Source organism: Bradyrhizobium sp. KBS0727, from assembly GCF_005937885.2.
GTDB lineage: Bacteria > Pseudomonadota > Alphaproteobacteria > Rhizobiales > Xanthobacteraceae > Bradyrhizobium.
This window is the reverse complement of the sequence record NZ_CP042176.1, coordinates 614,888-626,793: the sequence shown is the minus strand read 5'-3', so window position 1 is coordinate 626,793 and position 11,906 is coordinate 614,888. Positions and strand designations below refer to the sequence as shown.

Here is an 11,906-nt window from a genome sequence, read left to right as displayed (position 1 = left end):
CCATGTACGAGACAACTTACCATCGCCCCTCCTCGGTCGACGAAGCCGTGGCACTGTTCGCCAAGGGTTCGGAATCGAAATATCTGGCCGGCGGCCACACGCTGATTCCCGTGATGAAGCAGCGGCTGGCCTCGCCGTCCGATGTGATCGATCTCGCCAGGATCAAGGAACTGGTCGGCATCGAAGCATCCGGCGACACGCTGACGATCAAGGCGGCGACCACCTATTTCGACATCATGCACAATGCCGATGTGAAAAAGTTGATCCCGGCGATCGCCCACCTCACCTCGACGCTCGGCGATCCCGCCGTGCGTTATCGCGGCACCATCGGCGGCTCGATTGCCAACAACGATCCGGCTGCCGACTTCCCCGCGGCCCTGCTTTCGCTCGGCGCGACGGTGAAGACCAACAAGCGCTCGATTTCGGCGGATGATTTCTTCAAGGGCCTGTTCACGACGGCCCTGGAAGACGGCGAGATCATCACCGCCGTGTCGTTCCCGGTTCCGGCCAAGGCGGGTTACGCCAAGATGCGGCACCCCGCTTCGCGTTTTGCCTTGACCGGCGTGTTTGTGACCAAGACAAAGGCCGGCGATGTCAGGGTGGCTGCAACCGGCGCCTCGCAAAATGGAGTCATGCGGGTGCCGGCGATCGAGGCAGCGCTGAAAGCCAATTGGTCGCCCGGCGCGATCGACGGCGTCACCATCGCCGCCGATGGCATGCTCGCCGATATCCATGGCTCGGCCGCCTATCGCGCCAACTTGGTCAAGGTGATGGCGCAGCGAGCGGTTACTGCCGCCGGCTGATAGCGCCTAAACGCAACATCACAGGGGACGGCGCGCAGCAATGCGCGCCGTTCTGCATTTTGGACAGATTGTCAGCAAAAGAAGCTTGCCACGGCCTCGCTTCGGCGGGACAATTTAGCTAATCAACTAATTAACGACGCTTCGTTCGGGAGAGAAACAACGTGCTCGATAAACCAGCCGCCCAATCCGCCACCCGCGCTTCCGGCCCGCTCGCCGGTTTCCGCATCGTCGAATTCGCCGGCATCGGTCCGGGCCCGTTCGCCTGCATGATGCTGGCCGACATGGGCGCGGAAGTCGTGACGCTCGATCGCGTCGGCGCCAAGAAGAACCTGAAAGCGGTGGCGACGCGCGGTCGGAAAGTCGTCGAACTCGATTTGAAGGACAAGGCGTCGATCGCACAGGCGCTCGACCTGCTAGCCAATGCCGACGCGCTGATCGAAGGCTTTCGGCCGGGCGTGATGGAGCGGTTGGGGCTCGGTCCCGACGTGGTGATGGCGCGCAATCCGCGCCTGGTGTTCGGCCGCATGACCGGCTGGGGCCAGGAAGGCCCGCTGGCCAACGCCGCCGGCCATGACATCAACTATATCTCGATCACCGGCGCGCTGGCCGCGATCGGTACCAAGGACAAGCCGGTGCCGCCGCTCAACCTGGTCGGCGATTTCGGCGGCGGCGCGCTGTATCTCGTGGTCGGCGTGCTCGCCGCATTGCTGGAAGCCTCGAAATCCGGCAAGGGCCAGGTGGTCGACGCAGCGATGTGCGACGGCGCGGCGTCGCTGATGTCGATGTTCTTCGACATGACCGCGATGGGCCGCTGGGCCGAGGGCCGCGAGCAGAATTTTCTCGACGGCGGCGCGCATTTCTACGGCGTCTATGAATGCTCCTGCGGTCATTTCATCTCGATCGGCTCGATCGAACCGCAGTTCTACGCGCTGCTGCGCCAGCATGCCGGCCTCATCGACGCCGATTTCGACGCCCAGATGGATCGCAAGGCCTGGCCGGCCCTGAAGGAAAAGCTGGAAAAGGTGTTCAAGACCAAGACCCGCGAGGACTGGTGCAAGATCATGGAAGGCAGCGACATCTGCTTCGCGCCGATCCTGACCATGCAGGAGGCCCCCAAGCACCCGCACAATGCGGCGCGCAATATTTTCGTCGAACGTCACGGGGTCACCCAGCCCGCGCCGGCGCCGCGCTTCTCGCGCACGCCATCCGCGATCCGGGACGCGGTGAGCGCCGATATCGGCGAACTGACCAGCGCGTGGAAGGCGGGACGGTAGAAGGTCTATCCTCGTCATGGCCGGGCGTAGTAGTCCGCGTTGCGCAGACTACGTAAACTTGTCTGCACTCCCGGCCATCCACGACTTCCTTTGCATCGACGGAAGGACGTGGATGCCCGGGACAAGCCCGGGCATGACGGCGGAGTGTGACGCCAGCGCTTACGCCGCATTGTCGACCTTCAACACGCCGCGGCGAATCTGATCCTCCTCGATCGATTCGAACAGCGCCTTGAAGTTGCCTTCGCCAAAGCCATCGTCGCCCTTGCGCTGGATGAATTCGAAGAAGATCGGCCCGATCGCGTTCGCCGAGAAGATCTGCAGCAACACCTTGGTGTGGCCACCGTCGACGACGCCTTCGCCGTCAATCAGGATGCCATCGCGTTGCAGCCGCGCGACGTCTTCGCCGTGCTGCGGCAGACGCGTATCGATCTTCTCGAAGTAGGTCACCGGCGGTGACGGCATGAACGGCAAGCCATCGGCGCGCAGCGTCTCGACCGTGAGGTAGATATCCCGCGCGCCGCAGGCGATATGCTGGATGCCCTCGCCGCGATAGATGTTGAGATATTCCTCGATCTGCCCGGAATCGCCGGCGTCCTCGTTGATCGGAATCCGAATCTTGCCGTCCGGGCTGGTCAGCGCGCGCGAGAACAGGCCGGAGGCGCGGCCTTCGATATCGAAGAAACGGATCTGGCGGAAGTTGAACAGCTTTTCGTAGAAGCCGGTCCAGACGTCCATGCGGCCGCGATGGACGTTGTGGGTGAGGTGATCAATATAGAACAGCCCGGCGCCGGCCGGACGCGGATCGCGGACGCCCAGCCAGTCGAACTCGAGGTCGTAGGCCGATCCCTTGGCGCCGTAGCGATCGACGAAATAGAGCAGGCTGCCGCCGATGCCCTTGATGGCGGGAACATCGAGCGTCTTCTGCGCCGCAGCTAGGTCGGCAGCCTCCGCGCCGAGCGACAAAGCGCGCGCATAGGCCTGCCTGGCATCGACGACGCGAAACGCCATCGACGGCGCGCACGGCCCATGCGCGGCGACGAAATCGTGGCCGTGGGTGCCAGGCCCTTCATTGACGAGATAATTGACGTCGCCCTGGCGATAGACCGTGATCTTCTTGCTCTTGTGGCGCGCGACCGGCGCATAGCCCATCAGCTTGAACAGCGCGTGCAATTCCCAAGGCCTCGGATGAGCGTATTCGACGAACTCGAAGCCGTCGGTGCCCATCGGATTGTCGGCGCTGACGGTGGCGGCCGGGGCATCATGCGGAAATGGACCCATCTCTAATCTCCCTAACGCCGGAATCTCCCTGATCTGGCTTTAGTCGAGTTTCCGCCATACCGGGCGCAAAGGGCATGCAAAGCGGGGCTTCGTAGGCTATAATCATGCACACTTTGTGTATGATATGGGCATTTTACGCATGATCACGGTAGACGCCTTCGACCTCAAAATGCTGGCCGCGCTGCAGGACGACGGCCGCCTGACCAACCAGCAACTGGCCGACCAGGTCGGCCTCTCGGCCTCGCAATGCTCGCGGCGGCGGATGCGGCTGGAGGACGAGAAGGTCATCGCGGGCTACCACGCCGACCTCGCCGGCGAGGCGCTGGGCTTCAACCTGATCGCCTTCATCCATATCACGCTGGCGACGCATTCGCCCGACAATGCCAAGAAATTCCGCGCTCTGGTCAATCGCGTCGACGACATCCAGGAGGCGTACTCGCTCACCGGCGACGCCGATTATCTGCTGAAGGCCGTGCTGCGCGATCTCAAGAGTCTCTCCGACATCGTCAACAACGTGCTGATGCCGCACCAGAGCGTGGCGCATGTTCGCTCGTCGATCGTGCTGGACCGGCTGAAGGAAAGTTCGAAATTGCCGTTGCGCGCCTAGCATGACCTAAATCGAGGGAAATTCGCCATTCGCTTTCGCCGCCCGATTTGCGATGATCCGTTTCAACTCACCGCACGGGACCGCCATGGCGCTGCAACTCCGGCCGAACTGCGAATATTGCGACAAGGACCTGCCGCCGAACGCGACCGAGGCGCGGATCTGCTCCTACGAATGTACGTTCTGTGCGGACTGCGCCGAGAACAAACTTCACAATGTCTGCCCGAACTGCGGCGGCGGTTTTGTGCCGCGGCCGATCCGGCCCATGACCGTCATGCGGCCCGGCGTCTGCGTCGACAAGCAGCCGCCGTCGGACAAGCGCGTGCATTTGAAATACAGCCTCGAGGACGTCGCGGCGCATTGCGCGAAGTATCGGGATATTCCGCCGGAGAAGCGGTGAACCGTTGCTGTCATTCCGGGATGGTCCGAAGGACCAGACCTCAGGGGTGCAATTGCACCCCGGGGAATCTCGAGATTCCGGGTTCGATGCTTCGCATCGCCCCGGAATGACGGAGTCCAATCGCTTGCGCTCGCAATGACGGATGGAGCTAGCCGACCGCCGGCGTAATCGTGCCCTCGACCTCGCCAAACCCGACCCGGTAGCCATCGCCCTGGCACCAACCGCGCATGACAAGCGAATCGCCGTCTTCCAGAAACGTGCGCTTGACGCCGCCGGGCAGTTCGACCGGCTCGGTGCCGTTCCACGAGATTTCGAGCAGGCTGCCGCGCTGGTCTTTCTCCGGGCCCGAGATGGTGCCGGACCCCAGGAGGTCGCCGACATTCATGGCACAGCCGGAGGACGCGTGGTGCACCAGTTGCTGCACCGACGACCAGTACATGTATTTGAAATTGGTGCTGGAGATCCGAGCCGCGGCGTTCGCAGCGCCGGCGCGCAAGGCGACGTCGAGCTGCATGTCGTAACTGTTCGGCTGGGTTTGCTGCAGATAGGCCAGCGGCTCCGGATCCTGCTTCGGGCCATGCAACCGGAACGGCTCCAGCGCCTCGCGCGTCACGATCCACGGGCTGATCGAGGTCGCGAACGCCTTGGCCTGGAACGGCCCGAGCGGGACATACTCCCACTGTTGGATGTCGCGCGCACTCCAGTCGTTCAGGATCACAAAACCGAAGATCATCTCCTCGGCCTGTCGTTCGGTGAGCCTCTCGCCGATGGCGGAGGGCTGGCCGACCACGACGCCCATTTCGAGCTCGAAATCGAGCCGCTTGCACGGTCCGAAGCTCGGCACGTCGGCGCTCGGCGGTTTCAACTGCCCGCACGGCCGGCGCACCGGCGTGCCGCTGACGACGACCGTCGAGGCGCGGCCGTTGTAGCCGATCGGCATGTGCAGCCAGTTCGGCTGCAGCGCATTGTCCTTGCCGCGGAACATCACGCCGACATTGGTCGCGTGCTCCTTCGACGAATAGAAATCGGTGTAGCCGGCAACCGCGATCGGCAGATGCAGCCTGACGTCGGCCATCGGCACCAGCGTGCGCTGGCGCAGTTTCTCGTTGTCGCGCAGTTCCGGATTGTCGTGGCGCAGCAATTCGCTGATCCGCGCCCGCGTCCGCGACCAGGCTTTCGGGCCCAGCGCCATGAACGGATTGAGCGACGGCGCCGCGAACACCGCGGGCTCATCGATCTCGAACCGGCAGTCCTGTGCGAGTTGCCAGAGATCGAGCACGTAATCGCCAATCGCGACTCCGACGCGCGGCGCGAGGCCGTCGTTCGCCGAGAACACGCCGTAGGGAAGGTTCTGGATCGGGAAGTCGGACGTGGCGGCGACGGGGACGAAGGATTTTAGTTTGGGGTCGTTGGGGTGGGGCACGATATCTCTCCAATTGAATTCCGTCATGGCCGGGCTTGACCCGGCCATCCACGACTTTTCTTTGCTGCGTCAAGACGTGGATGCCCGGGACATCTAGCGCGAAGACGCGCTTCGCGCTTCTGCCCGGGCATGACGAATCATGGACAGCGTACAAAACTCACGGCTTGTTCGGATCGAAGCGCTTTTCAAGGCCCTTCCAGCAGTCGGCGTAATCCTCCTGCAAGGTCGCCGACTTCGCCGCATGCGCGGTGACGCGTTGCGGGTAGCGGGTCTCGAACATGAAGGCCATGGTGCCGGTCAGCTTCACCGGCTTCAATTCGCCGTTGCTGGCGTGATCGAACGCCTGGCGGTCCGGGCCGTGCGGCAGCATCATGTTGTGCAGGCTGATGCCGCCGGGGACAAAACCTTCCGGCTTGGCGTCGTAGACGCCGTAGATCAGCCCCATGAACTCCGACATGATGTTCATGTGGTACCAGGGCGGCCTGAACGTGTTTTCGGCCACCGCCCACCGCTCCGGGAAAATCACGAAGTCGATATTGGCGGTGCCCGCGGTTTCCGACGGTGACGTCAGCACCGTGAAGATCGAAGGATCGGGATGGTCGAAGCCAATGGCGCCGATCGGCGAGAACGTCCGCAGGTCGTATTTGTAGGGCGCATAATTGCCATGCCAGGCCACCACGTCGATCGGCGAATGCGGCAGCGTGGTCTTGAACAGCGACCCGCCCCATTTCACGAACAATTCGGTCGGCGTGTCCTTGTCTTCGTAGGCGGCCACCGGCGTTAGGAAGTCGCGCGAATTGGCAAGGCAATTGGCGCCGATCGGCCCACGCTCCGGCAGCGTGAAGGCGCCGCCGTAATTTTCGCAGAGATAGCCGCGCGCGGGGCCTGACGGAATCTCGACGCGGAATTTCACGCCACGCGGAATGACAACAATCTCGCCAGGCTCGGCGTCGATACGTCCGAATTCGGTGACCAGACGCAAATTGCCCTGTTGCAGGACGAACATCATCTCGCCGTCGGCATTGTAGAAATGCTGATCGACCATCGATTTGGTGATGAGATAGACATGTGCGGCCATGCCGGCCTGGGTGTTGGCGTCACCGGCCGTGGTCATGGTCTGCACGCCCTGCAGGAAGGTCATGTCCTCCTTGGGGATCGGCGCCGGGTCCCAGCGCAGTTGCGCGATCGGCAATTCATGTTCGTGGCACGGCGCGGTGCGCCACAAGCCGGCATCGGCTTTCGCGAACCGCCCGGAATGCTTCACCGATGGACGGATGCGATAGAGCCACGAGCGCTCGTTGCTGCCGCGCGGCGCGGTGAACGGCGAGCCGGAGAGCTGTTCGGCATAAAGACCGTAGGCGCAGCGCTGCGGCGAATTGCGCCCCATCGGCAGCGCGCCCGGCAAAGCCTCGGTCTCGAAACTGTTGCCGAAGCCGGACATGTAGCCCGGGGTGATGTTGACGGAGCTCTTGCTGATCTGATCAGGCGAGGTGTTGATATTCATGGTTATCCTCCTTGCAGAGCGGTCCACATTTCCTGGTCGCGCCTGTCGGTCCAGATCACGGGATCGTCGATCCCCGACGCTTCGTCGAACGCGCGAGAAACGTTGAACGGCAGGCAGTGTTCGTAAATCGCGAAGGAGGAAAATTTCGGATCCATCACCTCGCGCGTTGCCGCCATCGATTCCTTTAAATTACGCCCCCGGGCGACCGAGGTTTCGGCCGCGCCATACAGCGTGGTGACGAAATCGCGCGTCATTGCGATGGCATCGCGCCCGGTCGACAGGCCTTTCAGCGCATCGCCGCGGCCCGGCGCGATCGCCTTGGGATTGAAGGCGCGGATTTCGTTCAGCGTCATCGGCCATTCGCGCAGATGCGCGTCGCCGCAGTAACACGCCGAGTGATATTCGATCAGGTCACCCGAGAACATCACTTCGGCGTCCGGCACCCAGGCGACGATATCGCCGGAGGTATGCCCCGCGCCGAGCTGCATCAGCCGCACCTCGCGCTTGCCGAGGTAGATCGACATCTCGCCTTCGAAGGTCAGCGTCGGCCAGGTCAGGCCGGGGATGCTCTGGGCATCCTGGAACAGGCGGGGAAAGCGGCCATATTCGGAATCCCAGTCCTGCTGGCCGCGCTCCTCGATCAACCGGTGGGTTTCCGCCGATGCGACGATGCCCTGCGCCTTGTAGGCGGAGGCGCCGAGCACACGCACCGCGTGGTAATGCGACAGCACCACATACTTGATCGGCTTGTCGGTCACGGTCCGGACGCGCTCGATCACTTTATGCGCCATCGCCGGCGTCGACTGCGCGTCGAACACCAGGCAGCCGTCGTCACCGACGATGATGGCCGAGTTCGGATCGCCCTCGGCGGTGAAAGCGTAGAGATCGGTGCCGATCTCGGAGAACGTGATCTTCTTCTCCGCCATATCGGTCGTGGACGCGAAACCCTTGGCAGTACTCTTGGCCATCAATTCCATTCCTGACTTCGTTTGAGACGTATCTATTGTTGCTGTTGTTGTTGCTGCTGACCGGCATCGAGCATCCGCCGCTTGGCGAGCGCAATCGCCTCGTGCAGGACCGCGATATCGCCGATGTGGTTGGCGAGCACCAGCACCAGCGCTGCATCGAGGTCGGCGCTCTGCTCGTCGCTCAGGCCGCGATGTGCCTCGACGACGGCGCGAAACGCATCGTCGGGCTTTGCGAAATTCGAACTGGTCGACAGCGCCAAGAGAACCTCCGTACTCAGTTGTGGCCAGACGCACGCGCCAGTGCAGCATCGAGCGCGGGCCGGGTCGGATGCCGGAAACGGGCGGCGACGTAGCCGTCGGGCCGCAACAGATAGGCCGTCCCAGGTGCTGCGTCGTAGCGCGCGCCGGCAAGGCCTTCGGAATCGGAAAGTCCATCATCGCCACCGATCCGGACCACGCCGACGCCGTCGGGCGGGTCAACGGCGGCGCCATTGCCGAACGCCAGCAACGTGAAGCGCAGGCCGCTGCCGATGAAAGCCTCCGTCAGGTACGTCCGCTCGCCGGAGGTCGCCACCAGCGGCGCATCTGATATCGACGCCCCGGGCCGCACGCCGTCGCGCCAGACGTCGCAATCGGCGGTCGAGAGCGGCGTCTCGTAGACCGAAGGCGTCGACAGTCGCCCGCCGTTGACCATGCGCTTGCCGAATTCGGTCTCTTTCGCCAGCGACAGCACCGCCTTGCGCAGCCGCGCCTCCTGATGGGAGTTGGGCGCCATGAAATCGGTCGAGCGGGTTGATTCGCGGATGTTCTCGTCGGCGGCGGCGCTGCGCTCGACATGGTAGCTGTCGAGCAGGGTTTGCGGCGACCGCGTGCGCAATACCAGGTCGAGCTTCCACGCCAGATTCTCGGCATCCTCGAGCCCCGAATTGGCGCCGCGGGCGCCGAACGGCGAGACCTGATGGGCGGCGTCGCCGGCGAAGATCACGCGGCCATGGATGAACCGGTCCATGCGGCGACACTGGAATTTGTAGAGCGAGATCCATTCGAAATCGAACTTGTCATGGCCGAGCATGCGCGCGATCCGGGGCCGCACGTTTTCCGGCTGCTTTTCGACCGCGGGGTCGGCGAAACGATTGAGTTGCAGATCGATCCGCCAGATATCGTCCGGCTGCTTGTGCAGCAGCGCCGATCGCCCGGCATGGAACGGCGGATCAAACCAGAACCAGCGCTCGGTTGGAAATTCCGCCGTCATCTTGACGTCGGCGATCAGGAACTGATCCTCGAACACCTGGCCCGCAAACTCCGCGCCCACCATCTGCCGCAGCGACGAGCGGGCGCCGTCGCAGGCGACGATAAACCCGGCCCGCATCCGGTACGGACCATCCGGCGTCTCGATCGTCAGCGCCACATGGTCGTTGTGTTGCTCAAGGGCGACCACCTTGTTGCGCCAGCGCAGGTCGATGGCGGAAACCTCCTCGACGCGATCGACCAGATAGGCCTCGGCGTAGAATTGCTGCAGGTTGATGAAGGCCGGTCGCTTGTGGCCTTGTTCCGGCAGCAGATTGAACTGGTACAGCTTCGAATCGCCATGAAAGATCTTGCCGACGCTCCACACCACGCCCTTGTCGACCATGCGCTGGCCGACGCCGAGCCGGTCCCAGTATTCCAGCGAGCGTTTGGAAAAGCAGATCGCGCGCGAGCCCTCGCCGATCCGGTCGGCATCGTCGAGCAGCACCACGCTTTGGCCGCGCTGCGCCAGATCGATCGCCAGCGAAAGCCCGACCGGCCCGGCGCCGACCACCACGACCGGATATTCGGCCACATCAGCACCCGCCCGTTCTTGGTCGGGATGCCTGCGATAACCGAACTGGGTTTTGGTGGGCGCCATGCGGGCTGAACCTTGCATCTAGCCAAGGGCATGCGACCTTGATAATAGTCGCATCTGCAACTATCTTAAATCCTGTGCGCATTCCCTAGTCAACTCAAATTGGAGCGATTTTGGCACAAGCGCCCTCCAGCGAGCGCACGCCCCGGACACGAGCCGGGCCCGGCAGTGGTTCGCGTGAACAAGACGCAGCCGGGAAAAGCTCCCGGCTCGATCTCTTCAAGTTCGTGCCGTTCCGTCTGAACCGGCTGGCAGCCGAAGTCAGTTCGGCGCTCGCCGCCGAGTATCAGGCGCGTTACGGGCTCGATATTCCCGAATGGCGCGTGCTGGCGACGCTCGGTTTTCGCAACGACGCCTGCAGCGCGCAATATATCGCCCACTGCACCCGCACCCATAAATCGACCATCAGCCGCGCCGTCACCGCGCTGATGAAGCGGCAGATGGTCGAGCGCGTCGAGAACGCCGACGATCGCCGCGAATTCCGCTTGCGCCTGACCCGCAAGGGCGCGGCGCTCTATGAGGAATTGATCCCGCGCCTGCTGCGCAGGGAGCAGGAGATCCTGTCTTGCCTCTCCGCGCAGGAACGCAAGAACCTCGCACTGCTGCTCGGCAAGATCGAGGACAGCCTCGCGCTGGTACGTGACAGCCAGGAAGCGGACGCGAAGGAAGCGTATTGAGGGGCATCGTCATTCCGGGATGGTCCGTAGGACCAGACCCGGAATCTCGAGCTTCCGGGTTCGATGCTTCGCATCGCCCCGGAATGACTTCTCGTTTGTCTCTTACTTCACAAACGATCGCGACGGCGGCAGATGCAGCGCGAAGGCATCGACCTTGTCGCTGGCGCGCGGATAGATCTCGCTCACGATCGGATCGTGGCCGGGGATGAAGCGATCGGGATGGCCGGCGAGCTTTTCCACGATCTCCCAGCCCTGCGCCATGTCGCCGACATTGTAGACGATCGGAAACGGACTGCGCTTCTGCAGATTGGCGTAGTAATGCGCCGCGTCCGACGCCAGCACCACCGGCCCGCGCGCGGTTTCGACCCGCACCACCTGCAGCCCGTCGGAGTGGCCGCCGACGCGATGCACCGTCACGCCCGGCGCGATCTCGCCGTCGCCGGAATGGAAGGTGACGCGCTCGCCATAGACGTGACGGACCATCGTGGTGACGTGCTCCACCGAGAACGGATGCCGCAGCATGCCGTTGCACATGCAGCGCCCGGTCGCGTAGCTCATCTCGCGGTCCTGCAAATGGAACCGGGCGTGGGGGAAGCGGTCGAGATTGCCGGCGTGGTCGTAGTGCAGATGGGTGACGATGATGTCCTTGATGCTGTCGGCCTTGACGCCAAAGCCTTCGAGCGCGTCAACCGGGTTGAGCGTGAGCTTGCGGGCGCGTGCCTTGGCCTCTTCGGCGTTGAAACCGGTATCGACCAGGATCTCGCGGCCACCGCCCCGGATCAGCCAGACGAAATAATCGAGGTCCTGCGCCGTGGTTTCGTGCGGATCCGGCACCAGGAAATTCAAATGCGGGGTGCGTGGCGACATCGTTGCATAGCGCAGCGCGTAGACTTCGTAGGCATTTCCCATCGGTGTCACTTTTCTTGAGGTCTTGTTTCATGAGGTCTCGGATTGGCCGATGCCGGCAACAAGCCATCGTCATCCGCAAAGGTCAAACCCGCCTCGCGCATGCCAGCCGCGCCCCTGTGTGAGAGAGATCACATTGCCGCCGGCATCATCACCGAAGCGAATGCCCCGGTCATGACCCAGT

12 protein-coding genes are annotated in these 11,906 nt (G+C 63.2%); 5 read left to right on the top strand and 7 right to left on the bottom strand.

Going from position 1 to position 11,906, the window contains the following annotated elements; translation table 11 throughout:
* Positions 1–2 precede the first annotated feature (2 nt).
* Both FFI89_RS02950 and FFI89_RS02945 read left to right on the top strand, forming a co-directional pair.
* Positions 3–803 (top strand): xanthine dehydrogenase family protein subunit M, encoded by an 801-nt coding sequence (locus tag FFI89_RS02950; protein WP_138832750.1) that lies wholly within the window; start codon positions 3–5, stop codon positions 801–803.
* Positions 804–964: 161 nt separating this feature from the next.
* Positions 965–2,077, top strand: coding sequence for a CaiB/BaiF CoA-transferase family protein (locus FFI89_RS02945; RefSeq protein WP_138832748.1), 1,113 nt, complete (start codon positions 965–967; stop codon positions 2,075–2,077).
* Positions 2,078–2,236: 159 nt separating this feature from the next.
* Here the strand turns inward: FFI89_RS02945 and hppD are convergent, their stop codons facing one another.
* A complete protein-coding gene (hppD, locus tag FFI89_RS02940; RefSeq protein ID WP_138832746.1) occupies positions 2,237–3,355 on the bottom strand; it encodes a 4-hydroxyphenylpyruvate dioxygenase in 1,119 nt (372 codons plus the stop codon).
* A 139-nt stretch (positions 3,356–3,494) separates the two neighbouring features.
* Between hppD and FFI89_RS02935 the strand changes: the two genes are divergently transcribed.
* On the top strand, positions 3,495–3,962 hold the full coding sequence (locus FFI89_RS02935; protein ID WP_138832744.1) for an Lrp/AsnC family transcriptional regulator: 468 nt from the start codon (positions 3,495–3,497) through the stop codon (positions 3,960–3,962).
* An 85-nt stretch (positions 3,963–4,047) separates the two neighbouring features.
* Positions 4,048–4,359 (top strand): DUF1272 domain-containing protein, encoded by a 312-nt coding sequence (locus tag FFI89_RS02930; protein ID WP_138832742.1) that lies wholly within the window; start codon positions 4,048–4,050, stop codon positions 4,357–4,359.
* A gap of 148 nt (positions 4,360–4,507) precedes the next feature.
* On the opposite strand, the gene fahA is transcribed toward FFI89_RS02930, so the two are convergent.
* The 5 genes from fahA to FFI89_RS02900 form a co-directional block, all read right to left on the bottom strand.
* Positions 4,508–5,782 carry a fumarylacetoacetase gene (fahA, locus tag FFI89_RS02920; protein ID WP_138832740.1) on the bottom strand — a complete coding sequence of 425 codons (1,275 nt, stop codon included), beginning with the start codon at positions 5,780–5,782 and terminating at the stop codon, positions 4,508–4,510.
* Between the two features lie 157 nt (positions 5,783–5,939).
* Entirely contained in the window at positions 5,940–7,286 is a 1,347-nt protein-coding gene (gene hmgA / locus FFI89_RS02915) for a homogentisate 1,2-dioxygenase (protein WP_138832739.1), read from the bottom strand.
* Between the two features lie 2 nt (positions 7,287–7,288).
* Entirely contained in the window at positions 7,289–8,254 is a 966-nt protein-coding gene (locus FFI89_RS02910) for an MBL fold metallo-hydrolase (protein ID WP_138832737.1), read from the bottom strand.
* A 32-nt stretch (positions 8,255–8,286) separates the two neighbouring features.
* Positions 8,287–8,514 carry a DUF2783 domain-containing protein gene (locus tag FFI89_RS02905; RefSeq protein ID WP_138832735.1) on the bottom strand — a complete coding sequence of 76 codons (228 nt, stop codon included), beginning with the start codon at positions 8,512–8,514 and terminating at the stop codon, positions 8,287–8,289.
* 14 nt (positions 8,515–8,528) lie between these two features.
* A complete protein-coding gene (locus FFI89_RS02900; RefSeq protein WP_138832733.1) occupies positions 8,529–10,142 on the bottom strand; it encodes an FAD-dependent oxidoreductase in 1,614 nt (537 codons plus the stop codon).
* 224 nt (positions 10,143–10,366) lie between these two features.
* Between FFI89_RS02900 and FFI89_RS02895 the strand changes: the two genes are divergently transcribed.
* Positions 10,367–10,816: a MarR family winged helix-turn-helix transcriptional regulator gene (locus FFI89_RS02895; RefSeq protein WP_246669576.1), complete on the top strand. Its 450-nt coding sequence runs from the start codon at positions 10,367–10,369 to the stop codon at positions 10,814–10,816.
* Between the two features lie 102 nt (positions 10,817–10,918).
* On the opposite strand, the gene FFI89_RS02890 is transcribed toward FFI89_RS02895, so the two are convergent.
* The gene (locus tag FFI89_RS02890) at positions 10,919–11,725 is read right to left on the bottom strand and encodes an N-acyl homoserine lactonase family protein (protein ID WP_138832730.1); all 807 of its coding nucleotides are present in this window, start codon (positions 11,723–11,725) and stop codon (positions 10,919–10,921) included.
* Positions 11,726–11,906: the final 181 nt, after the last annotated feature.